Below are 26,215 nucleotides of genomic sequence, written 5' to 3' on the forward strand. Positions count from 1 at the left end.
TAGCGCGAACTTAAGGCGCAAAAAATAGCCCGTATTGCTTAAAAATTTCTTCCCTTTTGCCGCTTCGATCGAGTTCTTTCAAACCTTCATTTAATGTATCACGCCACTTTTGAGCATCAGGATAACGTTTACTAAAACAGACTGTATAGTGATCCAATCCCAACCCCTTCACGTCATAAAAACTTAGCCTATCAGCAACGCCCATTTGCTGAGCTTCAAACAGGACGCTGTCACGCTCCGTCATGAAAATATCTTGATTACGCCGTAAGATCAGATTAATCCCTTGCTCTAACCCAGTAACAGAAGAATACGGAATGTTCGCATCCTGCAATATATTAGTTTGTGACCAACCATTCACCGCCGCCACATCAAACCTTGTCAGTATATCTAGACTGGTATTTTCAACATCTAGATACCCTAAACGAGTGACAAATGCGCTCATAGATTCACTCAAAGGCATAGAGAAATAGGCAAATTTCTCTCGCACAGGCACCTTACGGCAAGACACAGCACCTAATACTAGGCCTTCCTCAACATCGCGCATTACCCGTTTCCATGGTCGCAACTCAATACGAACAGAAACACCTTGCGTCGCATAAGCGGCTCGCAATATATCAACGTCCGAACCATAAACAGCGCCAGCATCTGGAAAGTTAGCGGACGGCGGTAAAATAGAAGCGTCAATAATACGTGGCGGCAAGTGGACGGTGTGCAATACAATCTCTTCTGCGTAGCTACGCAACGAAAATGCCGCCAAAACAATAGATGCGCTATAAATCAGAATCCGAGAAATTCTTCTCAAGCCCCCTCCTATCATGCAATTTCGGTCAAAAATCGTCCTAACTTTGGTCAAATATCACCTATAACGCTGTATCACTCAAGCAGTATCCATAATTCATGCTCAGTTTATTGGCAAAAAATAAACCAACATGCATAAAAAGTCACAAAGAGCGTATTAAGAGTCTCTGGCAGAAATACAGATAGAAAATCTATAGGCAAAAAAAATCTAGCCGAAGCTAGATTTTTAGAAATACAGAGAGCCAAGCTTGGCTTAGCCTCTCGACTTATTTATCAAACAAAGCAGCACGCTGAATTTCCATGATTTCAGCGATGCCTTTTCGCGCCACGGCCAACATGCCCATCATGTGCTCATCACTAAAGGCTTCCCCTTCTGCCGTACCTTGGATCTCGATGAACCCACCTTTATCGTTCATGATTACATTCATATCGGTTTCGGCATTGGAGTCTTCTGGGTAATCCAAATCCAATACAGGCACACCTTGATAAACCCCCACAGAGATCGCAGCAATTTGTGACACAATCGGGTTTTGTTTCACCTTCTTATTTTCCACTAAATAGCGCATCGCATCCGCCAACGCCACAAAACCACCAGTAATAGACGCCGTACGAGTACCGCCGTCAGCCTGAATCACATCACAGTCAATCGTGATGGTGTTCTCGCCCAATTTTTTAAGATCCACCGCCGCACGCAAAGAGCGACCAATAAGACGCTGAATTTCTACCGTGCGACCACCTTGTTTACCACGTGCCGCTTCACGATCCATGCGGCTATGAGTAGAACGAGGCAACATACCGTATTCAGCCGTAATCCAACCTTGACCCTTGCCTTTCAAAAAACGCGGCACACCAGAAACCACCGTGGCAGTACAAATCACTTTCGTGTCACCACACTCAATCAGCACAGAACCTTCCGCATGCTTCGTAAAATTACGAGTAATTTTAAGGGGACGTAACTGATCGGCTTGTCTTCCACTTGGACGCATACTTCTCTCTCTGTCGATTAACTAGGATAAAAGCGCAATTATAATGATCTCGGATAAAATTTCGCCCCCAGCGTCGGCAAAACATGACATTTCGCAAGCCTGTTGAAGCCCAGCCCATTGCGCTACAATGTTGCCTTTCATAATTCATCACCATCAAAGGACTCAACATGACAGCAAGCATGACTGCTTTCTCACGCCAAGAAGCCGTATACGATTGGGGGACCATCAGCTGGGAAGTGCGCTCCGTTAACCAGCGCTACCTAGAGCCAAGCTTTCGTCTACCAGAAAACTTTCGTGAGCTTGAGTTTTCTTTCCGTGATGTGCTGCGTAAAAAAATCAACCGCGGAAAACTAGAATGCCAACTGCGCTTCCAAGGCGTCGACAAAGCGGCCACCAACCTGACGATTAACCCAAGTAACGCCCAAGCCTTGGCAAACGCCATCGAAACCCTAGGCACTTGGTTCAAAGACCTCGACCCAGCGAACCCACTCGATATCTTAAAATGGCCTGGTATTCTCAGTGACGAAGGCAATGATTTTGAGATGATGAAAAAAGCCGTCGTCGAACTCTTTAATCAGTCTGTTGACGAACTGATTCAAGTACGACTACGCGAAGGGGCACAGCTAAAAGACATCATCGAACAGCGCCTAGACGCCATCGATGCCATCGTTGTCGAAGTACAAGCCAAACTGCCCACCATCATCGCCGCGCAGAAACAAAACCTACTCGACAAACTGGAAGCGGCTAAAGTCGACCTCGACCCCATGCGTGTCGAAGCGGAAATCGTCCTACTGGCACAAAAAGCCGACGTGGCCGAAGAGCTTGACCGTCTCGCGACTCACACCAAAGAAGTGCGCCGTCAGCTGCAACAAAAAGGCCCCATCGGCCGCCGCCTCGACTTCCTAATGCAAGAACTCAACCGCGAAGCCAACACCCTATCGTCAAAATCCATTGTGGTAGAAACAACGAATAGCGCCGTGGAATTGAAGGTTTTGATTGAGCAAATGAGAGAACAGATCCAAAACATAGAATAAGCTCTTGGGTAAAAATTACCCGTCCAAGAATGTCTTAACCCAATATGACCGATGCCCCTACATTTCTGTACGGGTCGATTCCCATTTTAGCGCAGTGGTATACTTCGTAAGTGCAGCTCAATGGCTTCGATCATCGATTTAGTCAGCGGTAAATGCGCTTTTTCTTTCGCCCATATTTCATGGAAACCTGCCACGGTTTGCTTGGCGGTATCCAACACCAATTTCTCTGGCAACATGGCTTTAGCGGCTAAGTGTGATAATTCATCCAGCGTGAAGTCACTGAACTTTTTGCTACGGCTCACCTTCAACGAGGCGCTATCGTCAGGGATATAGGGAATGGTCGAGACAAAGTCATAGGCAGGCGCAATGGATGCTGTGCGCTTGTCTTTATAAATCACAGACCAATTCTTCAAATGCATATCGGCATTGCCAATGAGGGTATTGAACACCAATCTGCGCGTAAATTCGGCAATGTCTTCGTCTTGACCTTCGATGCCGATAACCTGAGCAATATTCCGCATACTGGCTTTTTTGTATTTATCTTGAGGATAGACACCAAACACTTGTGCAAAGTCCTCAATATGTATCGCTTGGCCATCAACACGATCAAAGCGCTTAATCACAAACGCACTGTCACCATATTTGCCAATCCCATTCGGAATATTCGCTATCTGCTCAATGGGGAGTAGCTGAGTCTCTGGCACATCCATGCCCAGCATTCTAGCCAATTCCATCATCGAATATTCATTTTCTGGCACAGCGTCAAATCGAGACGACGGTAATTTCACTATCCAAGAACCACCTTTACCCGTAGCTGGGATGGTCAAACCGCCGTTTGCCTGTTGTACGGCTGAAAACTTCAACTGTACACCCGCTAATGAAAAACGCATTGGAACATCTATTTTCGTTTCATCGTCAATGTCTTGCTGTACATTAGGCGGCAGCGCTTCGCCATCAGCAGGTTCAATCGTGATCGCACCTGCTAAATCTTGTCCTAACACCCACAATAGAAAAAATTCCCGCGCTGGATTTACACCGGCACGCTCTGCCAAGTAATAACGCATGGTTTCTTCTGGCAAAAGGTTAGAGAAAAACGGAGTTAACTTGGTTTGGGTCGGTTTAAAGTGAGTCAGCAAGCCGCCTAGCGAATCTTTAAAGCCAAGCCCTAACACTGGCCGCGATTCCTCATAAATGTACGAATCCATAAAAGCAAAAAGCGTTCTGTCATTGCCCACGTTGGTGATCGTCGCGATGGGTTCACCGTAGAGCAACACGTTAAGCGTAGAGACATTGTTAGTCATCGTCGTCTTCCTCTAGCTGATATGCAGGCGGTATTGACTCAGCTTCATCGTTGATGCCGTTATTGTTTGGCCCGTTATGATAAGTATCTTGGCTACTTCGAATGATCGACTTGATCGCAGGAATAGACTTTTTAGGCGCGACAAATAGCTCTAAGTCTAGTACACGGGCAAGCGCAATCAGACTCGACATTCTTAGATCAACGCCACCAGACTCGATTTTCGAAATATGGCTTTGCGGTACACCCGAACGCGCGCTCAGCTCTCTCTGGCTAAAGCCCTTACGCTCCCGAGCGTCTCGAAGGCTTTGCAGTATTTGCTCTGTTACATAGCTCACATTGATATGCCTTAATGCATCACTGAAGAAAATTTATATATAAAAACATATCAATTCACGCCACAGAGCACAAGACAATTATCCATAATGATAGATCAAACAATAAGTTTTGATATGTCAATATAGATCAACAGTAACCGTCTTGCCCACTTATCCTAGGCTACCAACAAACTGGTACCCGCATAGAAGAAAGAGACCTATTGAAGAAGTGATTTATACTCGGCAGGAAGGTTGCAACACTTTTATGCGCGTAAAAATGCGATATTTCACACTTTTACGCGCATAAAAGTGTGAAATGAGAATGGATGCTCGCCTGTATTCCATTGCTCACTATCGAGACTTCGTCATTATTCCCTTGGTTTGTTCATGTCTTGGCGCAGAGCTTGTAATTCCTGTTGAAGCTGCTGCATTTGCTCTAGTAACTGTTGCTGGGTAGCCTTTTCCGCGTCTATCTCGTCTTTGATTTCATCGTCGTGCATGGTTTGCACGGCGTTGACGATGACGGCGATAAAGAGGTTCAGCATGGTGAAGGTGGCGATCAGGATAAAAGGCACAAAGAATGCCCAAGCATAGGGGAATTCTTCCATCACTGGCCGCGCGATGCCCATGGACCAGCTTTCTAAGGTCATCACTTGGAACAAGGTATACAGGGAAGCGCCTAAGCTGCCAAACCAGTCAGGAAAGGCCTCACCAAACAACTTGGTGACCATCACCGCCGCCACGTAATACACCAGCCCCAACACCATGGCGATGGACAACATGCCATTTAGAGATTTGATTAACGCTCCGACAATTTTTCGCATCGACGGAACAAACGTTAATACGCGCAACACACGCAAGACTCGAAGTGCACGCAATACCGCAAACGGCCCACTGGCAGGGACTAAGGCGATACCCACAACAATGAAGTCGAACACATTCCAACCATCTTTAAAGAATGCGAAACGATGCACCACCAAACGAATCCCCAGCTCAATCACAAACACCACCAGAATCGCCTTGTCTAAGGCCATTAAAAATGGGCCAACGTTTGCCATTACCTCTGCCGAGGTTTCTAATCCGAGTATCACCGCATTGATTAGAATTAACGCCAACAAACTACGCTGTATCGTCGAATTTTCAATAAACGTCTTGAGACGCTGACGAAGAGAATTCGTTGGAACCACCGATGTACTGGGCATGCGCCACCTCAATGCTAGATTATCCCAAGAGTGGGTTAAATTGACGCCATTCTATGCCAGAGCTAGGATAGGTCAATCTCTTTTGATGTAAATACATGGGGCTGTTTAAGGATTTTTCCATAAGATTTTCAGTCAGAAAGAAAGCGCAAAAATCGGTAAAACCCTTTATCCTAAGTTAAATCAAAATAGTGAGTCGTTCTTTACAAAACTTTTTGGTAGTGTGTAAAGACTCCAAACAAAAAGAGGTTTGAACATGAAGTTTCCATTATTAGTCATTGCCGTAACACTGGCGTTAGCTGGCTGCGCAAATACTTGGGAAGGCGTGAAAGAAGACTCATCAAAAGCCTACGAGAGCACAAAAGAAACGATTCATAAAGCAACGGAATAAACCGTTCTTTTAAGTAATAGCCGCATTTTAAATGCCCGCTTCTACGCATGGCAGAAGCGGGCATTTTCACATACAAAGCCTTTCAGTAAAGCGTTTTCTCTATTTAGAAACAAGCTTCTTACCTAGCTCAGTTAAGCGATATTTTTGCAAACGGCTTTTGGGTTTGTCTGGGACAGTCATTTCAATTAAGCCCTGTTGAATCGCCGCTTGTTGGTAATATTCCCTAAAGTGTTTTTCATCTTTCAAACCCAATACGACCATCAATTCCGACCGACCCATTTCACCATGTAGCATCGTTAATAGACGTCTAACTTCGGGGGTAACTTCGGGGGTGACTTCGGGGGTGACTTCGGGGGTGACTTCGGGGGTGACTTGCGGGGTCGTTTTTTCAACCTCAGTAAATCCCTCATGAATAGGCAAACGAATTAAGAAATAGCTGCGATCTTCATCGGTTTCAAAAACGGGTGTCGGTGAGGCATTGGCATTCATTACACGCAATATTTTAGGAACACCAGTAGAGCGTCCCTCGGTTAAATCCAGCTCTTTTAAAAACTCACCAATGCGACGATTACGATAACGCCGGCTCACCGCCTTACCTGCCTGTAAATCAGCCAATCGGATAGATCTATCAGGACCAGGGAAACTCAAAACAACCAGCTCTTTAGCATCGATACGAATTTCAATTGGCTCTCGTATTTCATAAGAACGATGATAGACCGCATTCACCACCGCTTCTTCGATAGCCGCTAACGGATAATTCCAAAAACGCTCGGCTTCTGGTCGGTCTGGGTGCTTAATAACCGCCTCTTTGAGGTAATTCCGGCCAATATAATCCAAAGCATCGCTCGTAATACGACCAAGTGGGCCTTTGAATATTTTCTCTTCAAAGCGGTCACCACCAGCGCCATCGGGGAAATACACCACATCAATCTGAGTAGCGGGGAAAAACTGATCCGGTTGCTCATTAAAAAATAATAAACCCACATTTTTCGGAAAAGCCATCTCCGCAGGCCCGCCAACCACATTCATACGACGACCCAAGGCTTCGATGTCCAGCTCACGAGCCTCGTTAGCTAACTCACTGTTAATGTCGTGCAAAAAATCGCGAATCAGATAGGGAGAAAGATCATTCAGTGTGGCGGTTTGTCTATAACGGTCATCAAAGGGAACCGTTGCTGCTAAGCTCAATAACTCTCGTTCATTTTCCCCAGAGGCTTTCACCGTACTGGTATGCTTACGCAGATAATAAGCCCAGTCACTTTTCTTGCCACTTAAGCTGGTTTTGGCTTTATAAGGCCGCGATTCTCCACCCGGCGCCCATAACACCAAAATGGTTTTTCCTTGGATCTCGTAAGTCGCCGTTAACGGATGAAAATGTGGCGCTATAGCGGAGTGACCAAGGTTCAATAACTCTTTTTGAATGGCATCGATTTGCGCAGACTCTACACCAACAGGAGGCAGCTTAGGTTGTCCATTCTCTTCTGCAACACCAATGACCACATAGCCGCCACCCAAGTTATGAAAATCGTTGGCGAAAGCGCATAAGGTATGCAAAACCACTTCAGGATTCCAACCTTCCTTGTACTCAATACGCTCACTTTCAACAGTACGCCGGCGCAGTAAATCGTCAATATTTATGGGAAGTTTAGGCGTCATGTTTTACTTATCCCCCGATCCTTCACTCTCAACCTTTTTGATCATCTTATCGAAGTCACTTTCAAATAAACGATCCTGTACGACTCGATACTTCTCAAATTCTGATTCCGCAAAGTCTTTGGCGATTTTCGCACGGATCGATCCGGCATTAGTCAAAATATCTCTATCATCAAACTCTAAGAACATATCCAACCGCTTCGACCAATCTTCCATCGTCATGGGAATATTGCGTCTTGCACGACTTTCCGCTAAATCAAGATACGCGTTGACGATCAGCCCTAACGACTGAAGCTCATCCTGACTGAGATAGTTTTTAGCTACGCCCACATCGGTTTTTAACACCTTTCCTTCTGGTCCTTTCGCCCAATGAGTCAGCCCCATATTTGGCTTACTGCTATCGGCTCTCGCTTTGATCAACTCGGCGGCAGTCTGTCCATGAATCGCAAAATGCAGTTTGTTTTGCACTGTCGCAAAAAAGGATTGAGTCGTTGGCGCATTTTTATTGTAATCAACACTGGTTGCGTAAATATCGGTGATCTTCTGATAAAAACGTCGTTCAGAAAGGCGAATTTCACGAATTTCTTCCAGCAAGCGCTCAAAGTAATCTTCACCCAGAAAGCTTCCGTTCTCCATGCGCTCTTTATCGATCACATAACCCTTGATAGAAAACTCTCGCAATACCTGAGTCGCCCACTGACGGAACTGAGTCGCTCGCACAGAATTCACGCGATAACCGACAGAGATAATGGCGTCTAGATTGTAATGCTGCGTATTATAATTTTTACCGTCAGAAGCAGTTATCCGGAATTTCCGGATAACTGCTTCTTCATTGAGTTCGGCTGATTGAAATATATTTTTGAAATGCTCACTGACCGTTCGCACATCAACATCGAACAGCTCAGCAATCAGCTTTTGGGAAAGCCAAATAGTGTCTTCTTCATAACGGGCCTCAATGCTCTGCTCACCAGATTGACCAGTAAAAATCAAAAACTCAGCCGTACTATTACGGATTAACTTGGTGGTCATGGCACATCCTTAACATGATTTAACTTTACCAACTCAGATCAAATTCAGCATAGAGTTGCAAGTCATCCTTAACATCGTCCCAATGCGCAAACTGCGACAAATACTCCGCTTTGGTCAGTTTGAATTGGAAGCTCTCAACGTATGGTTTTTCTATCTCTGCACTAAGAGCAATTGGCGAGCCAACGAATTCAAATAGCCAATAATGACGGTTATCAGTGCTTTCCTTGCCTGTTAAGCTTCTATCAATATCATGCCTTGGTAAAAGTTTTACATTTGCAACACGATATAAGTATTTACCAACTTGATGCTCCGTATTTTTTTCACGAACAGTAACAATGACATAACGGATTTCACGAACGATGTTTCTATGTACGTTTTGCCGATTAGTCGCTACAAGTTGCGTGTGATATCCCTGTAGCTTTCCTGTTCTCGCTTTTTCTAGATAGTCATCGTCACGTTCTATTTCATTAATGGGGGCAATCATAGTTAACCCATTGTGCCTCACGGTATTTACTCCATAAGGCGTGATACGCGCAGCATCTTCCACAAAATAGTAATCGTTTGATGGAATCTTTGGATAAGCAAACTCGGCTTTTCTATCGCAAAGTTTTTGCGTTAAATAATCGCGCAACCAATGATTATGTGAAACCTCAGAATCTTTACTAGGCAACAAGGCAAATGCCCCGATACCAATCTCTTTAATAGCCTCTTCGTAAGGATTTACTTGGTCTTTTTGGTTATCAAAAAAACCAGGGTATAAGGCAAAAGCACCCATAACAGGGCGACTTTTTAATGGTGACTCATACTCAAAACGATGCTGATGAATAATAGCGTCTCGGTATCGATGCATCTGATTAAGAGCATCCTCGGGGACACCATCTTTGTCTTTGAATTGTTGTGTATCAATGCGATATTTAGCATCGAATAAAATAAAAAATGACTCTTTATTCGCCAAAGTAATACGAAGCACAATATCTGGGCGTTGCTTAGCGAGCCATGTTCGATTAGTTATGCCGCTTGGCGTAAAAGAAGGTTCATGAGCAAGCTCTACTGTCATACTGTCGCTTTCTCGAAAGAACACAAAGGCTGCTGCCATTTCATCATCTGGAAGCTGTTTTTCGAATTGCACTTGTTTCAAATGATTAAGCGTTCGCTCTTTCTCTATAAACCCTAAACTCTTAACAATGGACATTACCTCAATAAAACACCAAACCTCATAGATATCCGCCACTGACTTGATCGATAACTGAGATTCGCCATTGTCTTGATTGAGGTAATGTTTCAATTGCTGCCAGACTTTATACACCTTTGAATAACCAGCGCCTTGTTGCAAGACTTTGGAATCAGAACTGAGACCTTCAAATGTTCCAATTTCACGCCAAAGCTGGTGCTGACTCACTTTACCAATTTGCTGTCGCCACCGTTTTAGGACAAGTAAGAAGGACTCAGATACTTTGGTTTCTTTTTCATTGTCAATATTCTGGATCAATTGCGCTAAGTTCGTCTTGATGCGCTTTAACACCATTTTTATAAAACGGTTTTCTGGTGTGTCTACATGTAGACGTTTGTAACCGATACGCATTCGTCTAGTTGAACGCTTCTCTGCAATTAATTCTTTTGCCAGCTCTTGCTGCTTAGCGGTTACTTTTTTATTGATACGGTCTAATTTTTGGTCTTTATCAAACGACTGCAAACGGTTATGAGGTGCGTTGATGATTCGCTTCAACCCCTGATTCAGCTCTGTGACTAAACGCTCAAATTGAGCTAACCAAAACAACTCAAACTTTTCTGGCTGCTTGTGTGATTTCCCCTGAGACTGTGTCGTTTTTCCGCTGATGGCATAGCGCCAAAAAGGATAAATCTCGTCTATCTTCTGATTCATTAGCCCGAGATCTTCGTTCATCACCATCTTTGTCGCAAAAATAGTGAACTGAACAGGCACTGACTTTCTACCGTCATTCGTTTCGTAATTAATATGGAAAACACACTTCCCTACATCATTACCAAAGTTCAACATGGCCTGTAAGGTGTTTCGTCTTGGGCTTGGACTAAAGCTATCTTCAATTAAACGATACTTATGGCTAACAGATGGTGAGTTCTTCAGCACATGCGAGGAAAATTCAATATCAAACCAATATTGACGATTTTCAAAAAAGAAAGGTTGAGTCAGTTCAGTTAACTTATCGTCATCGCCTGAATTATCCTGAGCTAGGTTTCCATCAATCAATACCGCAATGCTTTCACCATCTGGTAGAGGAACGCCTCGCTGCAAGTACGTGCGTTCTAGCTTAGAACGCGGTGAGCGCAAACTTTCACAAGAGACATACAACTCGAAGTCATCATGTTTAAAATAAAGGGTTTCACGTGTGTTTTTCGCCATTCCTTAACTACCATCCGAATCACATTTTGCGGTCTAATTAAGGCCAAAAAGACGTAAAGCCATTCGTTAATTGCTTTTGCATCCGTTCAATCTTTGGTCGAGAACGACAAGGTGTTGTAAGAACGTGTTCAGGACTTCCCTGTTTCTCACGTAATAAATCCGGTCGTGTTGTTTTCCATATAGTCGCTAATTGTGCTTCTAGTGTAGTAGACAGTTGTACCAGTACATTGTTGCCTGAATTACTGGTCAGTTTATCTTCATCACCCTCTATGCGTGGCAACACTTTACACATTAGGAAGTCATCGAATACAGCCGCTAATTCCACATCATTTTTTGGCGCAAAGCTTATAACAGACAAACATAATTCATTGAATGCGCGGAATGCCAATTCAAACGGGGTATTTTTTAATACACCATTAACAGCATTAAAGAAGGTTTTAGTTTTGCTTGCGTCACTATCTGCTTCCACCGACTCAAACAAGGCCATGGTCGCTTGACTATGAATAGGGTAACTCAGCGTTTTGGCTTTTACGTCAGACTCAAAAAACGCATTAATATCGTTTGGAAAGAATTCACCAAAATCGAAGGTTAAGGCTCGGTCGATCACTTTACGGGAAAAGCCATGAGTGGTTTCGTCCATGTTCACCGTACCTGCGACAATCAGGTTAAACGGAATCGCAATCCCATGCGTTAAGAAATACTGCCAAATGTCATTCTCACGTGACTCAGACAAATCCAACCCTAAATCTTTAGCAAGCAATTCTGAAGGTTTAGAGTCTTCACCTACATCAATATCTTTATCCAATGCACGGAAAAGTTCACCTTTGATCAGCGGATCACATTCATAAATGTAATCTCGATCACTACCTTCTAGCGTTTTTGGATCGTTCCAGCAGCGCGTTTCAAGAATGGATAAATAGTCAGAAAAGTACTGCTCAACAGGTGCAAGATTCATTTCATCAAGACACAACCAAAAAGGACGAATGTCATTTAATGGTTTGCCGCGCCAGTCAGAAGGCAAATCCTTATCAAATTCAATTTCATCTATTACTTCTTTCCACGCTTGCACTATGAAACGCAGCACATCGGTAGCCACATACTCAGGTTTCTTCCCAAGACGTGAAACATAACCCAATAAATCGCTGGGTTCATGCCAATCAGGACGAACAGGGACTAAACAATAATTATCCCCTCTCCCTCTTTTCGATGCTGCGGCCTGCTCCCGTACAAAGCGAGTTTTACCTGTACCAGATATGCCAGCTAAGAGCAGAAAGGGTTTGGATAAACCAACAAAACTTAATGAAGCATCACTTCTAACTGTTAAATTTTCTGTTTTCGCAACACTATATGCCTCATAAACATTCTTATAGGTTATTGGGTTTTGACAAAGGTCATATACGAGTCTTCCAAATATACTAGATGATGCATCTGGTAAGTTAATTTCTTTTAATATTACGGAACCAAAGCAATCTCTTGATCCTCTTGGTTTACCTTGATCGTTAATTAATCGTTTGGAACCTAGCCTGAATGTTGAATCATCCTTATCCAAAAACTTTGAGAAAAGGTCCAAATCATTTTCTGAGTCAAAATGATTACTTAATTCTTTATTAGCTCGAATGTTATTTTTTATTTGCTCTGAATTACCTAGAAGACTGTTAGCATAGGGTCTTAGATTTTCATATATCTCAAAATACTTAAACAACTCACTTGCAAACTCATACATTTCGCTAGCAAAAACAAAATATTGATTAGGAATCAATGCATAATTGGCAGGTTTATCGTCCGACTCTCTATCCGTAATTGCAAATGACGTGTAAGTATCAAAGCCATACCCAATAGAACCAAGCTGCTTATATAGCTCCCTTTTTTGGCCAGAAGTTAATTTATAGTCAAAAAGTTTAGCGTTATTAACTAAAGGATGTTCTAACTGTATTTCATCAAGTTTTCTTAACATATTATTCCTTTATTCTATGTGTGAAACGATGCACTCTGCCAACGCCCTTACTACATTAACTGTAACACTGTTACCAAATTGCTTATAAGCTTGGACTGTAGAATCACTATACTCAAACTCATCAGGAAAACCCTGTAATCTTGCAGCTTCTCTAGGGCTGACTTTTCTTGGGTTTTTGCCATGCTGTTCAATTAAAACCTCACTGCCATCTTTGTAATACCTAGCAGATAGAGTATTTGTGTAAGGAGAATCTTCGTTAACAATCCCATATCCAAAACCTTTACCATTGATCTTATTCTGCATCTTTCGTCTTTGATGCCCTTCCCACAATCGATCAGAAATAGTTAGCTTTGGGTTAGGATTGGCTTCTAATATGTCTCCAACTCTTGTATCAGACTCCATCGACTCTGGATAATCAAAATTGTCAATCTCACCATCTTTCCAAAGTATAATATAAATTCTTTGTCTATTCTGAGGTACGCCAAAGTCTATTGATTTCAATACCATTGATTTGGCTAGATTCTGAATCTCTTTGGTACTGCCGTTTTCAATAATACTCTTAGGGATATTACAGCTGTAACCGATGTTTGTAAGTGTTTTTAAAATAACTTTAAGTGTATGACCTTTATCGTGGCTTATTAGCCCTTTTACATTCTCCAAAACTGCAAAACGTGGGTTCTTCTCTTCAATAATTCTGGCTATATCATGAAATAGAGTCCCTCGAGTATCTTCAATGCCAAGCTTTAAACCCGCATGAGAAAAGGGCTGACAAGGAAACCCAGCAAGTAAAACATCATGGTCTGGAATAGATTCAGGAGAAATGAGAGTGATATCACCAAACGGGAATTCACCATGATTCTTTTTATATGTAAGCTGTGCATGTTTATCAAATTCTGAAGAAAAAACACAAGTGCCACCAGCTTGTTGAAAGCCCAGTCTTACTCCACCGATACCAGCGAACAAATCAATAAATCGAAATGATGCGTTTTCTAGTGGTTTAAGTTTTAAATGACCAAACACCTCATTAAAAAAGCTTTTTCTATCTTTAAGCAATCCGTTAAGACTTAAAGAAAACTCAATATCAATTCGGAGCTGATTAGGATCGACCTGCGTATTGTCACAATAAAACTGGCTGTCTGTCGCAATCGCATGAACCCACTGGTCTACAACCGCTTGTACTTCCGTGCCCTCCGGTGTGTGCTCTAAGACTAAGGGCCTGATGAATTCTTCCACTTGCTGAAGTACACTGGTCTCACTTTTCATTATTTATTACTACTAAAAATTCTTGATGAATGGCTTTAAAACAAAGCATTTTGAAAACTCTGTATAACCAATTGTGTTTTTTATGACTTAGGACTACCAAGCCCCTGCTCATCGGCCATATGGGTAAACCGGCGACAGACCAACATGATCGCCTGATCGCACATTAAGTCAGCTAGGGCTAACATTGCCTACATGCAATGTACTAAAACAGAGCCAGACGCAATAATACGCCAACCAAAGCCGGATTTTTATAAAAACCGAGAATCTTATCAACTGATGATAAATGAGCAAGCCTAATGTAAGATTTTGCGAAAGAACACTGACTAAATGCCGAAGTCCACATAGCGCTCAAAGAAGAAGATGGCGCTACAATCCACTCTAGGGGTAATCACTGCATTTCTCTCACAAATCCAATCATCGCGCTTGACTCTTCGGATTTGAAAAGATCAGCAACTTTATGATCCGTATAGATTTCTGGATAAGCTTCATCCCCTTCGTTAATCGCTTTGCACACCGTGTAACGAGGGCTATCAGGGTCTTCTCGTTGGACTTTGTCTTTGTGTTCCACCCACAGTGTGTAGTATTGATCCTTCACTCGAAAATAGAACGAGGGACAAGTGTCATTCTCATAGCTGCAATCTTTTAACGTCACGGGTAGTTCGCTTGACTTAAAACCCAGTTCAAATCGGCTCATTATCTCTCCTTAAAACACCAATACACTGTATATAAAAACAGTATAAATGTTTTGAGTACTTTTGCTAACTTTTTGTAACTCTCACAACGCGCTATATGATCTATTCTGTCTATCGCTTAGCAGCGCATCACCATAGAGAGGTAGTCATGTCGAAATTCTCTCACTTTTTCGACATAAAAAGAGCAAGTTCTATAACTCAAACATTAAACGCTTCTTGCTTAGCAAGCTGTTCGCTGCGGCGGATGCCGAGCTGGTTGGCGATGCTTTGCCAGTGTTTCACGGCACCTAGCACTTCATCGTAGATGCGGGTCGCTTCGTCGCGGTCTAGGCGGAAGAAGTCGATCACGTCGAATGCTAGACGGTAGTCAAGTTCATTAGACACATCAGTGATGTTTAGGTGCAACCCTTGCTTACCAACGATGGGGTTCAGGTCATAAGCGGGTGATAGTTTCCAGCCTTTATGTGTCAGTAAGAATCCGTGATTTCTTAAATGATCGTCTGTATTAGACACCGCGATGTTAAACACAATTCTGCGCCATAGTTGGGCTAGGTCGGTTTTGGTTTGCGATCCGCTGGTTGTTAAGAATTCTGCAATTTCTAAATAGCTTGCTCCGTCTGAATGCTCCCCATCGTAGTATTGTAGCTGTGTCATGGCGGAGGAAAAATGCACTCGCTGCGTGCCGATTCGGTCAAACCGTTTGGTGATAAAAGTATGATGTTCAGAGGAATATCGACGAATTTCACTGGGAAACATATCTACGCCAGCGGCTTGAGCCAGTTCGTAGCAGACCATTTCCCAAGCCCCCACATCGAAAGCATCACTTTGATTGGGAAATTTGGCAATCCAAAGGTGATCATTCTCGTCCGTCACGCACGCTTTTGGTCGAGCACCGCCTAAAGATGAGCCAGGAGAAATCAACATTTTTAGCCAGCGATAATATTCATCGCTCTCAATATTGTCGTCTTTTTCTATTTGGAGAGCGGCATATTCCAACTCTCGTAGAGAGGCCATAGGCGGTGCAGCAAACTCGCTGTTGTTATCTAAAAAGTCTGTCGAACCAGCGAGTTTAAAGCGAATCCCGCCCATTCGATAAGAGTCATGTACACCTAATAAATAGTCTAATTCAGTGAGTCGACTCGTTGTCCGTAAGCCTTTATTAAATTCAATGGCGGCTCGTCGCTGCATGAGAATGCGACCCCAACGATCCGGCGATGAATCCAAAAATGCGCGGAAGTTTTTATCAGGTGAATCGTTATACAGTTCACCATCATGAAGCGTTAGTAGTGGATCTATCTGCAAGCGATAATCCGATGTTAGAAAGGCTTTATCGTAAGCAAAGCTAAACACACCACCTCGGCTGCTTTCTGCGAACGTCAGCTGCCCCAATAACAAAGGCGGGTCGATAGGCATCCAATGAGCATAAACATCCACCACTCGACGGCTCATTTCCTGCCCTCCAGTAACTTAATGTTTTGCAGCTTAACACCTACTTCGTCATGGGCTGCCAGTGTCGAGAAATTGTCCTCCATACCAAGCACGGCCATGACTTTAATATAAGTGCCAATCGCCACACCCGGATCACCCGCAAAGACTTTGTTCACTGTTTTGTTATCAAACCCTGTGCGGTCACAAATCAATTGCTTGGTAAAGCCTCGCCGTTTAGCCGCCAACAACAAATCTTCACCGAACACACGCAAGACCTTGAGTTGTTTAGGAAATAACACTCGATGCATATCTCTCTTGGGCATTTTGTTTATCCCTATTTAAAAGTAGGACTGTATTCCTATATTTTTGACTGTTATGGGAATATAGTCCTATAAAGAACAAAAATCAATGTACAAGAAAACACCTCTAATTTCATAAAACTGGTACTGTATTCCCATATTTAAGTCTATTATGGTAATACAGTCCTATCTTGATAAGCCTTTCTGTACAGTCAAGATTTCGTATCGGTTCATTCCCCCAACAAGCCTTTATTATCTTGCCAACAAGCATCCAGTTGTTTCTCAATCAAGCGCACGGTATCGGGTTTCACGCCCAGTGATAAAGCGGTTCTACGAAAATCCGAGAGAGATTCTATGATTTCTTCTATCGCTTGTTGAGCTTGTGCCCAGCTCGCAAAACTGGCGCTGGAGGCGAGTTTTTGAATGACTTTTAAGGGCGGTTGCTTGCCATAGCCCATAAACGAAGTGGCTTGTTCGCCAAATGGGTGTGGGCTAAAGGTGACATCGTAAAAGGGTGCTGGCAGCCAAGCGCCTTTGTCGTCTTGTAAGAAGCCCCAATTTTTACTGTGGTCGTCTTGGTTACAGGCAAATAAGTTAAACATGGCACGACGAAATTGCATTTGCCCAACCATAGGCGACTTACAAAGGTGGCGGCTCAACTTGATTAAGTCTTCGTAGTCTAAACTAGGCTCTCGAAAGTCAGCGTCTAATAAACCACAAGCACTGTGCATATGCAGACGCCCCAACGTTCCTTTTTTGTTTAGCACTCTGTCGAAGCGTTTTAAAGCCAACCAATGGCTGGCACCGGACTTCTCTGGCGCTTCGATGAGTTTCCATTCCTGTGGTTGCAACCCTGCTTTTGCTGCTAATGAAAGGTAAGCAGCTTCACATAAGCCTTCTTCATGGCCCAGTGCTAAATTTTTTGAGGTGAACTTTACTAACCAAGCTTCGTCATTTTTCTGGGCTTGGGTCCGCCACTGAGTTGGTTGGTTTGGGTCAAGATACACTTGCGCTTTTGGTCTTGCGCCACCTGAACTACCTGCAGCGACTAAAGCGGACAATACCGCTTCTGTTTGCCCATCGAATAAGCTTTGCGCTTCTAGGCCAAGCATATGAATATCGATATTGGAATCATCGTATTGTTTGAAGTCTGACTCAGGGCTGAATGAGAGCGCGCCCATGGCCGAATCCCCTACAAACGCCAGCCTGTCCATGGCTGTAATTTGTGCAGGTAAAATATCATGCTGACGAAACACTCTGTCTTGTAACAACAACCCCCAACCATCGGGTAAGCTATCGCCAAACACGCCATGAATGCCGTGGTGAGGCGCTTTTGGTGCCCGCTGTAAGTCTGTATTAGGCTTAAGAGTAATCGGCGATAAGTTTCCAAATTGCTGAAGATAGTCAGCCTTGTACTGAAAAAAACGCCTTGTTGATTTTGCGCCAATACACCAACATCTATCCTTTCTCCTGTTGATAAAGTGCGCTGAACAAGCAGTTTTTGAATGGGTTTAAAAGCCATCTTTCAGCACCTCTTCAATGGACGTCGGCATGCTGGATTGATTATTTTCTGTATTTTGAGTCAACGCAAAGAGCCGCGACAGTTCATCTAGGCTTTGCCAAAGCAGTAATAACTGACGAAAGGAAATCTGCCCTGTCAGTTCGAACTTTTTAATAGTAGGCGCGGGCACGCCACTGCGAGCGGCTAATGCATCACGAGACAGTTTTTCTTGCTCTCGCCGCTTACGAAGATGCGCCGCAAAAGCGTGCTGTACGTCGCTGTCATCCAGTAATAGGAAATGACTCATAGAAACAACCATCCATAAAAAAATAGATACAGTAGTGTCTATTTTAGTCTAATTTTAGGTTTTTTGGACATTATTATGTCTATTTTATAATTTCTTATTCTTTTTCTTTGTCTAACGCTCAGCAGAAAAGGCGTTTTTTAAGGCATCAAACAGCCATTGATGGGCGGGGCCACGTAAGGCGCCTTTTTTGCAGACTAGGTCAACGGGGACAGACCAGGGTTTGTGGTCGAAGGCGACGTCTATTTTTTGTAATAAGCCGGTGTGCACAAAGGGTTGCACCAAGGACAAAGGCAGGTAAGCCCAGCCGATTTGTTGTTTCACTAAGGCCAAGACACTGTAGTTGCTTGAGCACCACCAAGCGTTTGGTGTCATGCTAATGAGCACTTGTGATTCTCGCTTTTGCTGCCCTCTGACGGCAATTTGCCGATAGGGCATGAGGTCTGATTCGGATAGTCGTCGCAGGGCCGCTAAGGGAAAATCAGCATGGCACACAGCGACAAAGTCCACACTGCCCACGTAGCAAAAATCCACTTGTTTGTTGGCTTCTACTTCTGAAAACATCACACCGATGTCAACGTTGCCATCCGCCACCGTTGCGATAATGTCAGGAGAGGCCAACGACATCAGGTCAATTTCGACATGAGGGAAGGCTTGTGCAAATAAGGCCAAGATGGTGCTTAAATACGGTGTTAACAGAGCGTCGTCGACGGCGATCGTTAAGGCGCCTTCTTCATGGCGGGTAATGGATTCGGCAATCTTTTCGAATTCATGGGACTGAGCTAACAAGGCTTTCGCACTGCGCAGTAAGCGCTCCCCTTCTGGCGTGAGTTTAGGGCTGCGGGAGGTTCGATCAAACAATTCAACGCCCAAGTCTATTTCTAAATTGTTAATCCCATGACTGACCGCTGACTGCACTTTGCCGAGTTTTCTCGCGCAGGCGGAAAAGGAACCCAGCTCGGCAGATAACACCAACATATTAATTTGTTCTAGACTCAACATATGAATTTTTTCGATGGTTATTAACTTTTAAATATCATAATTATTGATAGTCTAGCCTGCAAATAACGTTGTCTTCAACATATTAAGGAGTAAGGCATGAGTTGGGTGTATTTGTTGTTGGCTGGATTAACGGAAATCGGCTGGCCCGTCGGGCTAAAAATGGCGCAGTCTGGTGGCTCAAAAGTATTGGGCATCGCCATGGCGATTGGTTTTATGGCGGTGAGTGGTACTTTGCTTTGGTTGGCGCAAAAAGACATCCCCATGGGGACCGCCTATGCCGTGTGGACAGGAATCGGCGCATCAGGCACTTTTTTGGTGGGCATTTGGTTTTATGGCGATGCCACGTCTTTACTGCGTTATATGGGAGTATTGTTGATTATTCTCGGTGTGGTGGTGTTGAAGTTTGCCCATTAAGCGGGACGATGCGCCTTGCGTTATGATGGGTAAAGCCGAAAAATACGCCAAACACTTTGCCAGCCTGTGAGCATAACGACATGATTCATCGTATTAACCTAAATTTGTTGCGTTCGTTAAAGGTGCTACTGGAAGAGCGCCACGTTAGCCACGCGGCCGATAAACTGAATCTGACACAATCGGCGGTGAGCCGCCAACTCAGCCAACTCAGAAGCCTGTTTGCTGATCCCTTGCTCATTCGCGAAGGCAATACGCTGATTCCTACACCCAAGGCGTTGCAGCTGCAAACGAAGCTGGCCCTTTGGTTTCTGGAGTTGGATGATTTGCTAGTGGAAGAGGCGTTCGAGCCAGCAAAGTGGCATGGCGAGTTTGTGCTCTCGTCCAGCGACTATGTGGCGCAGTATATTTTGCCTGATATTGTCGAGGCATTGGCGATACAAGCCCCTAACCTCTCGCTGCAATATCGCTTATGGCAACCAGATTTATTGCCTTTGCTTGCCACCTCCGATATTCAGTTGGCGTCGAGCATGTCGCCAACACAACCAGAAGGCGTGTCTTCTGTTCAAATAGGCGAAGACGCTCCCGTTTGTGTGATGAGTGAGGCTCACCCTTTGGCAACGCAGGACACTCTGAGCATTACCGATCTACTCGCCTATGCTCATATTAAAGTGATCGGTGGTGGCGACAAGGACAGTTACGTAGATGAGGCATTAGCCAAGCTAGAAAAGCCTCGCCGCTTTGCGCTGAAAGTGCCATTTTTCTATGCGGCAGCGCAATCACTGTGTCAAAGTCAGCATCTTTTGGTGATTCCTGAACACATTGCTCGAAATTTAAAAAACCACTTTTCTCTGATCTATAAACCGCTTCCCATCACGACACCACGTCATAAGTACTGGCTGATTTGGCATGCAAAGTATGATAACGACCCTTCTCACCTGTGGATGAGAAGTCTCGTTTTGCAGGTGATGTCGAAAGCCGCTTATTCTATTGGCTATGATTCAAAATCATAAGCACCATGAGAAAAGATGATTTCATATAATACCAAGAGCTTGCTAGTCTGCTCCCATCATAAAGGAGCACGCGTATGTCACTGTCTATTTGGTTTTCCCTGTTTACCATTTGTTTGCTTGGTGCTATGTCGCCAGGCCCGAGCCTCGCAATAGTCATCAAGCACAGTCTAGCCGGCGGCCGAGCAAACGGTTTGGCCACGTCTTGAGTCCACGCGACAGGCATTGGCTTATACGCGCTGATCTCCATGCTTGGCTTGGCGGTGATTTTCCATCAACTGCCTTTACTGTTTCTGATCATCAGTTACGCGGGGGCAGCGTATTTGGCCTACCTTGGCTTTAATGCCCTGCGCTCCAACGGCGGCATTGCAGCTAAGTTAGAATCAGGCACTCGCGTTAGCCTGTTTCAGTCTGCTAAAGAAGGTTTTCTGGTCTCGATTTTAAGCCCCAAAATCGCCCTATTCTTTGCGGCGTTATTCAGCCCTTTTGTGGCCGAAGTCCATCAGATCAGTGGAAAAATGCTCATGGTGGCGACACCTTGGCTGGTGGATGGCCTTTGGTACACCTTGATTGCGTGTCTGTTATCGAATGCGCGTTTCTTAGAGAAGTTGCGCAGCAAAGCCATGTGGATTGATCGCCTATCTGGCTTGGCGTTAATTTTCTTGGCGCTGTATATTCTCACGACGGTTTAAACGAACCATGACGTAGCGCTCTGTCATTCCTTCCCCCATCGCTCAATCCGATATTGCCTGGGGGATTTGCCTAAGGCTTTTTTAAAAAACGTGATAAAGGCGCTGACGGAATCATATCCAAGCTCTTCGGAGATGGTTTGGATAGGCAGATTAATGGCAAGCTTTTGCAAGGCTAGAACGATATGCAATTGGCTGCGCCATTGCCCAAAGGTGAGCTGCACATGGCGTTTGATCATACGCGCTAAGGTACGTTCACTCATGGCGAAGTCACTGGCCCACTCGCTTAAAGTACGCTTCTCATTCGGTCTGGCAATGAGTTCGAGCGCAAGGCGATTCAAGATAGGCTCATCGGGAATAGGAAAATCAAACTCTTCTCGCTCCAATTGAAGCAATTGATCAATCAGTACATCTACCAACCGATCCGTCACGGGGTCGGTCTTTTCATACTCCTGTTGTGTATGCAGATGCAAAATTAACTCACGCACAAAAGGCGTGATCGTCAAGGTACAGGCAACATCTGGCAAAGATAAATCCGTGCTGTCGACAAATAACATGCACACATCCGCATTGGGTGAAATTTGGTTACGATGCATGACATCACTCGGAATCCACACCGCACAACGAGGCGGCACAAGCCACATTTTGTCATCAATGAAGCTGGTCACCACGCCGGTTAATGGCAGCACAAGTTGCGCTTTTTTATGATGATGCCATGGGGTCTCTTCACTGTGCGGTACCGATTGAGAACGCAATACCAAAACACGATGGGGATAGTGATCGGCAAAGCAAAGATCGGTGAGCGATTCAAAAATGCTTTTGTCTGTATTTCGCAATTTATTGTCCAAGTCTCTTAATTCAGTAAGCAGCGTAACGCATATAATAGCGAATCGGCAATATTTCCTAGCAACCGCTTTTAATATGAATGGACAGCATGAAACGATTACAACGATTAGCACAGCACGATGCGGCTTTTTTACTCTTATTTATTTTCTTGGTGGCATTGAGTTTGCGCGGCCCAGTCACGGGATTGCCGCCGTTATTAGACAGAATCAGTACGGATCTCAACCTCAGTAATTCGCAATCTGGTCTACTGACTAGCCTACCCTTGTTAGCGTTTGCTTTTTTTGCACCGGTAGCGTCTTGGCTGACTCGGCATTTTACCATTGAGCGCATTCTCGCTTCGGGTGTGGGTCTGATTGCCCTTGGCATGATCATTCGCACGTTTGGCTCAATCAGCACCTTGTATATCGGGGCGATATTTATTGGCGCGGGGATTGCCATCGGTAATGTGTTGTTACCGAGTTTGCTGAAACGCGAATTTCCTCAATACGTGGTTCAGCTCACGGCGATTTATGTACTGATGATGAGCATCGGCGGCTTTTTGATGTCGAGCCTTGCGGTGCCGTTGAGTTTGTATGCGGAACAGCCAAGCTTTGACCTGCCAATGAGTGGTTGGTCGTTTGCTCTGGCCTGTCAAAGCTTGTTGATTCTGTTACCTTTGGTAGTGTGGTTTAGCTGCAAAATTACCCAACACCAAGCGCCGCAAACCGGGAATGTCGAAGTGGCCACGTCCGTTTGGCGCTCTGTCACTGCATGGCAAGTGGCTGGTTTTTTAGCGGTCAATTCTCTGGTGAATTATGTAGTGGTGGCGTGGGTGCCCGCTATTTTAATGAGCAACGGTTACACCGATTCAACGGCGGGGTTGTATCAAGGTTATTTGCAATTGGCAGGAGCGGTTCCTTCACTGATTTTAGCGCCGTTTATCAATCGCTTAGGCAGTCATAGACGCCTCTGCTTGATAGCCACTGGATTAACGACATTAAGCTTGGCTGGCTTTTTGTTCATTCCAAGTTGGTCTGGGGTTTGGTCTGTGTCTTTTGGGTTTGGCGTCAGTATGGGGTTTATCTTGGGCTTGTCTTTTGTCAGCTTACGAACCAACAGCCCAAAACAGGCGGCAGCGCTGTCTGGTATGGCGCAGTTGATCGGTTACACGCTCGCAGCCATTGGCCCTGTATTGATTGGTGCCCTGTACGATTGGCAGCAATCATGGACAGCATCGCTCTATGTCATGTTAAGCATTGGTTTAATCTGGATGGCATTGGGCTGGATGGCGAGTCCAAAACCAAACCGTTCATAGCCCAAGGCGAAGTATAAGCTTGAGTCGGACGGCTAAAGCACCATAGCATCACACAGCGTGTGGCAAACACTCCAAAACAGTAACGAATCAAACGTACCACTAAGGAAGTACAAACAACGACGGATACTGTCATAAGGCCCAAAATGGCGAACGACGGCGTAGCGACCACCAGCTAAGGTACTGTTAATGACGCCGTTCTCATTGAAAGCTCTAGAAAAGGATTCTGGGTGATCGAATTTCGCGCTCATGACAATATCAATGATGCACTTTTTTTCCATAAACACTAGCTCATAGGATGCTCTTTTTAAGCGTAGCTGCTAGACGCACAAACACCCATAAAATGCGTAAACTGTCGGTGAAAATGGTATTTAGAGAAACAGGCTACATCACATAACGCTTCGACGATAAGATCATCGTCTAAATGCTTATATATGTAATCACATACCGCCAGTATGCGCTTTCATAATGCTTTATTGATCGCTCGTTCCGTCTGTCAATTCATTGAGTAACGACAGAATAACCTGTTTACAACAAAGGAGGCATGACAGAAGTTGCTAAAATTCGTCAGCTCGCTGACTCCTCATCTTCATGCTGTTTTAGGGGAATTGTTAGGGTAAATGTCGTTCCAACACCTAACTCAGATACCACATCGACTCGCCCTTTCATCAGTGCATTTACCCACTGACTCACTAGGTGTAACCCTAGTCCTGTATGTTGATTGGTTCGACCCGTCGTGGTGAAAGGATCAAAAATATGCTCTTTGATTTCTGACGAAATGCCTATGCCATTGTCGCTAATAACAAGAATGAGGCTATCTTGTTCTTTTTTAGCCGTAAGGGTAATAACGCCTTTATCCAATCGCTGGAAAGCATGGTCTAACGCATTATCGATAAGGTTTTGAATAATTTGAGACATGGCCCCAGGGTAACCTAGCATCTCGATGCCTTCTGGACAGTCAGCATCAATACGCATATCAGGACGTTTTTTTAGAATCGGTTTATAAGTAAACAAGATGTCATCAACGACATTATGAAAGGAAAAGGCTTGCACATCCTGAGCGGTCCTGTCGGACACAATGCGCTTAAAACTAGAAACCACATCCAAAGCACGAACAAGGTTTTTTTCCGCTATTAACAATGACCCATCCATTTTTTCAAGACCATCAGAAGGATGCTGTTTAGCTTCCTTATCTAACCAGACTTTACATGAAGATAACGCCATTCTGACGCCTCCAAGCGGTGTATGCATTTCATGAGCTAAACCCGCCACCATCAGTCCTAAAGAAGATAATTTGCTACTTTCTACTAGCTCGTCCTGAAGATCCACTAAGCGCTTATTCGTTAGATTCAGTTTACGGTTAACCTGCTCCGCTTGTGCTTTTTCTTGCTGAACCAGTTTAAGTAATCGATAGGTCTCAAATTGAGCTGTAGTTTGCCGCCAAACCAACCATGCTATCAAAACAAAGAAAACGCCTGCTATACCAATAATGCTAAAGATTAACCTCGCTCGCCAGGCAGAAAACTCTTCATAGTTAGAGCGTGCAATAAAATACAAAGATGGCGTTTGTGAGTTCTGAACATCTGCCTCTTCGTCTATATGCAGCTTCAATAGACTCCACAAACGGCCATCATCAAAAACTCGCTCTAATCCATCCACTACATCCATTTCTTGCCAAATAACCGGAAAACGCGTTTTGATATTAAAGCTCAAGTTATCAGGATGAAGTATGCCGCCCCATTCGAGGTTTTTGTCGGCTGCTAAAACCCAATCGCCATTGGAATCTAGTATTTCTAAATACACACCGTCACGGCTAAAAGTCCGAATAAGCTCAAACAGTTTGCTCAAATCATAATTCACCACCAGAATCCCTGGTATTTCGCCATTCACTCTGATGACACCACGAACCGTTGGCTGAAAAGGACGGACGATTTCTTTATTTTCAATGTTCAAATCCAAAGAAGAAATATAGACCTCGTTGCTGCTATCTGGCGCATGTTGCACATAATGCCGATCTGATTTGTTTTGTAGCTGGCCTTCTGGCACACGATAGATAACACCCGCTTGAGAGTTGATTCGAATGTGCTCTTGGCCATCTGGCATAATCCAGCGAACTTGGGAAATAAGACTAGATGTTCGAGCAAATTGATTGAATTCATCCACCACCTGAGCCTCCCAATCAGCGGGGATTGTTGTTTCGTTCTGTGATAATGACAAGCCTTGAACAAGGGCTGAGTTTTGAGAAGCGGCATTCTGAGAAGATAGGCGAGCATTAATGCTGTTGTGTAACAGCAACGTAACTCGCTTAATATGCCCCATTTCACGGCTAAAAACACTGGCACTACGAGACAATACTTCTGATTCATTCCATGCTAACTGGCTAATTTTATTGTCTAAAAAAAACGATAACTGCCCCAACTAAGCAAAACTATAAAAACAAA

The 26,215-nt window shown here is 44.2% G+C and carries 26 protein-coding genes; 7 read left to right on the top strand and 19 right to left on the bottom strand.

Features of this window, described 5'->3' with window-relative positions:
* Nucleotides 1-10 precede the first annotated feature (10 nt).
* Together AC0L6V_RS16935 and rph are read right to left on the bottom strand one after the other, a co-directional pair.
* Nucleotides 11-802 carry a substrate-binding periplasmic protein gene (locus AC0L6V_RS16935; RefSeq protein WP_265219552.1) on the bottom strand — a complete coding sequence of 264 codons (792 nt, stop codon included), beginning with the start codon at nucleotides 800-802 and terminating at the stop codon, nucleotides 11-13.
* A gap of 262 nt (nucleotides 803-1,064) precedes the next feature.
* Nucleotides 1,065-1,784, bottom strand: a complete 720-nt coding sequence (gene rph / locus AC0L6V_RS16940) for a ribonuclease PH (protein WP_265219553.1) — start codon at nucleotides 1,782-1,784, stop codon at nucleotides 1,065-1,067.
* Between the two features lie 167 nt (nucleotides 1,785-1,951).
* On the opposite strand from rph, the gene AC0L6V_RS16945 reads away from it, so the two are divergent.
* A complete protein-coding gene (locus tag AC0L6V_RS16945) occupies nucleotides 1,952-2,818 on the top strand; it encodes a YicC/YloC family endoribonuclease (RefSeq protein WP_265219555.1) in 867 nt (288 codons plus the stop codon).
* A gap of 86 nt (nucleotides 2,819-2,904) precedes the next feature.
* Here AC0L6V_RS16945 and AC0L6V_RS16950 read toward each other — a convergent pair whose 3' ends face one another.
* From AC0L6V_RS16950 to AC0L6V_RS16960, 3 genes are all read right to left on the bottom strand, one after another.
* On the bottom strand, nucleotides 2,905-4,119 hold the full coding sequence (locus AC0L6V_RS16950) for a type II toxin-antitoxin system HipA family toxin (protein WP_265219556.1): 1,215 nt from the start codon (nucleotides 4,117-4,119) through the stop codon (nucleotides 2,905-2,907).
* On the bottom strand, nucleotides 4,112-4,453 hold the full coding sequence (locus tag AC0L6V_RS16955) for a helix-turn-helix domain-containing protein (RefSeq protein WP_265219557.1): 342 nt from the start codon (nucleotides 4,451-4,453) through the stop codon (nucleotides 4,112-4,114). Before AC0L6V_RS16955 ends, AC0L6V_RS16950 begins: the two co-directional genes overlap by 8 nt.
* A 347-nt stretch (nucleotides 4,454-4,800) precedes the next feature.
* Nucleotides 4,801-5,634 (bottom strand): ion transporter, encoded by an 834-nt coding sequence (locus AC0L6V_RS16960; RefSeq protein WP_265219558.1) that lies wholly within the window; start codon nucleotides 5,632-5,634, stop codon nucleotides 4,801-4,803.
* 253 nt (nucleotides 5,635-5,887) lie between these two features.
* On the opposite strand from AC0L6V_RS16960, the gene AC0L6V_RS16965 reads away from it, so the two are divergent.
* Nucleotides 5,888-6,022, top strand: a complete 135-nt coding sequence (locus AC0L6V_RS16965; protein WP_111605904.1) for an entericidin EcnAB — start codon at nucleotides 5,888-5,890, stop codon at nucleotides 6,020-6,022.
* Between the two features lie 99 nt (nucleotides 6,023-6,121).
* On the opposite strand, the gene AC0L6V_RS16970 is transcribed toward AC0L6V_RS16965, so the two are convergent.
* From AC0L6V_RS16970 to AC0L6V_RS17020, 11 genes are all read right to left on the bottom strand, one after another.
* A complete protein-coding gene (locus tag AC0L6V_RS16970) occupies nucleotides 6,122-7,678 on the bottom strand; it encodes a Fic family protein (RefSeq protein ID WP_265219559.1) in 1,557 nt (518 codons plus the stop codon).
* A gap of 3 nt (nucleotides 7,679-7,681) precedes the next feature.
* A complete protein-coding gene (locus tag AC0L6V_RS16975) occupies nucleotides 7,682-8,704 on the bottom strand; it encodes a virulence RhuM family protein (protein WP_265219561.1) in 1,023 nt (340 codons plus the stop codon).
* Between the two features lie 25 nt (nucleotides 8,705-8,729).
* The gene (locus AC0L6V_RS16980) at nucleotides 8,730-11,084 is read right to left on the bottom strand and encodes a restriction endonuclease-like protein (protein WP_265219562.1); all 2,355 of its coding nucleotides are present in this window, start codon (nucleotides 11,082-11,084) and stop codon (nucleotides 8,730-8,732) included.
* A gap of 37 nt (nucleotides 11,085-11,121) precedes the next feature.
* Entirely contained in the window at nucleotides 11,122-13,038 is a 1,917-nt protein-coding gene (locus AC0L6V_RS16985) for an McrB family protein (protein WP_265219563.1), read from the bottom strand.
* A gap of 9 nt (nucleotides 13,039-13,047) precedes the next feature.
* Complete coding sequence (locus tag AC0L6V_RS16990; protein ID WP_265219564.1) at nucleotides 13,048-14,301, bottom strand: DNA cytosine methyltransferase; 1,254 nt, start codon at nucleotides 14,299-14,301, stop codon at nucleotides 13,048-13,050.
* Nucleotides 14,302-14,689: 388 nt separating this feature from the next.
* Nucleotides 14,690-14,995, bottom strand: coding sequence for a hypothetical protein (locus AC0L6V_RS16995; RefSeq protein WP_265219565.1), 306 nt, complete (start codon nucleotides 14,993-14,995; stop codon nucleotides 14,690-14,692).
* A 196-nt stretch (nucleotides 14,996-15,191) separates the two neighbouring features.
* Nucleotides 15,192-16,442, bottom strand: coding sequence for a type II toxin-antitoxin system HipA family toxin (locus AC0L6V_RS17000; RefSeq protein WP_265219566.1), 1,251 nt, complete (start codon nucleotides 16,440-16,442; stop codon nucleotides 15,192-15,194).
* The gene (locus AC0L6V_RS17005; RefSeq protein WP_265219567.1) at nucleotides 16,439-16,744 is read right to left on the bottom strand and encodes a transcriptional regulator; all 306 of its coding nucleotides are present in this window, start codon (nucleotides 16,742-16,744) and stop codon (nucleotides 16,439-16,441) included. Before AC0L6V_RS17005 ends, AC0L6V_RS17000 begins: the two co-directional genes overlap by 4 nt.
* A 206-nt stretch (nucleotides 16,745-16,950) precedes the next feature.
* Nucleotides 16,951-18,198, bottom strand: a complete 1,248-nt coding sequence (locus tag AC0L6V_RS17010; protein ID WP_473483162.1) for a type II toxin-antitoxin system HipA family toxin — start codon at nucleotides 18,196-18,198, stop codon at nucleotides 16,951-16,953.
* A gap of 33 nt (nucleotides 18,199-18,231) precedes the next feature.
* Entirely contained in the window at nucleotides 18,232-18,528 is a 297-nt protein-coding gene (locus AC0L6V_RS17015; RefSeq protein ID WP_265219569.1) for a helix-turn-helix domain-containing protein, read from the bottom strand.
* Between the two features lie 111 nt (nucleotides 18,529-18,639).
* Nucleotides 18,640-19,527: a LysR family transcriptional regulator gene (locus tag AC0L6V_RS17020; RefSeq protein ID WP_265219570.1), complete on the bottom strand. Its 888-nt coding sequence runs from the start codon at nucleotides 19,525-19,527 to the stop codon at nucleotides 18,640-18,642.
* 96 nt (nucleotides 19,528-19,623) lie between these two features.
* On the opposite strand from AC0L6V_RS17020, the gene AC0L6V_RS17025 reads away from it, so the two are divergent.
* From AC0L6V_RS17025 to AC0L6V_RS17040, 4 genes are all read left to right on the top strand, one after another.
* The gene (locus AC0L6V_RS17025; RefSeq protein WP_265219571.1) at nucleotides 19,624-19,941 is read left to right on the top strand and encodes a DMT family transporter; all 318 of its coding nucleotides are present in this window, start codon (nucleotides 19,624-19,626) and stop codon (nucleotides 19,939-19,941) included.
* 80 nt (nucleotides 19,942-20,021) lie between these two features.
* Entirely contained in the window at nucleotides 20,022-20,951 is a 930-nt protein-coding gene (locus AC0L6V_RS17030; protein ID WP_265219572.1) for a LysR family transcriptional regulator, read from the top strand.
* Between the two features lie 74 nt (nucleotides 20,952-21,025).
* Nucleotides 21,026-21,157 carry a hypothetical protein gene (locus AC0L6V_RS17035; RefSeq protein WP_418138451.1) on the top strand — a complete coding sequence of 44 codons (132 nt, stop codon included), beginning with the start codon at nucleotides 21,026-21,028 and terminating at the stop codon, nucleotides 21,155-21,157.
* Between the two features lie 15 nt (nucleotides 21,158-21,172).
* Nucleotides 21,173-21,640, top strand: coding sequence for a LysE family translocator (locus tag AC0L6V_RS17040; protein ID WP_418139096.1), 468 nt, complete (start codon nucleotides 21,173-21,175; stop codon nucleotides 21,638-21,640).
* A 23-nt stretch (nucleotides 21,641-21,663) separates the two neighbouring features.
* Here the strand turns inward: AC0L6V_RS17040 and AC0L6V_RS17045 are convergent, their stop codons facing one another.
* A complete protein-coding gene (locus AC0L6V_RS17045) occupies nucleotides 21,664-22,473 on the bottom strand; it encodes an AraC family transcriptional regulator (RefSeq protein ID WP_229676470.1) in 810 nt (269 codons plus the stop codon).
* Between the two features lie 98 nt (nucleotides 22,474-22,571).
* Between AC0L6V_RS17045 and AC0L6V_RS17050 the strand changes: the two genes are divergently transcribed.
* Nucleotides 22,572-23,777 (top strand): MFS transporter, encoded by a 1,206-nt coding sequence (locus tag AC0L6V_RS17050; protein ID WP_409418819.1) that lies wholly within the window; start codon nucleotides 22,572-22,574, stop codon nucleotides 23,775-23,777.
* 32 nt (nucleotides 23,778-23,809) lie between these two features.
* On the opposite strand, the gene AC0L6V_RS17055 is transcribed toward AC0L6V_RS17050, so the two are convergent.
* Together AC0L6V_RS17055 and AC0L6V_RS17060 are read right to left on the bottom strand one after the other, a co-directional pair.
* A complete protein-coding gene (locus AC0L6V_RS17055; protein WP_409418820.1) occupies nucleotides 23,810-24,055 on the bottom strand; it encodes a hypothetical protein in 246 nt (81 codons plus the stop codon).
* Between the two features lie 286 nt (nucleotides 24,056-24,341).
* Complete coding sequence (locus AC0L6V_RS17060; protein ID WP_418138452.1) at nucleotides 24,342-26,192, bottom strand: sensor histidine kinase; 1,851 nt, start codon at nucleotides 26,190-26,192, stop codon at nucleotides 24,342-24,344.
* Nucleotides 26,193-26,215: the final 23 nt, after the last annotated feature.

This window comes from Marinomonas sp. G8-14, assembly GCF_055808935.1.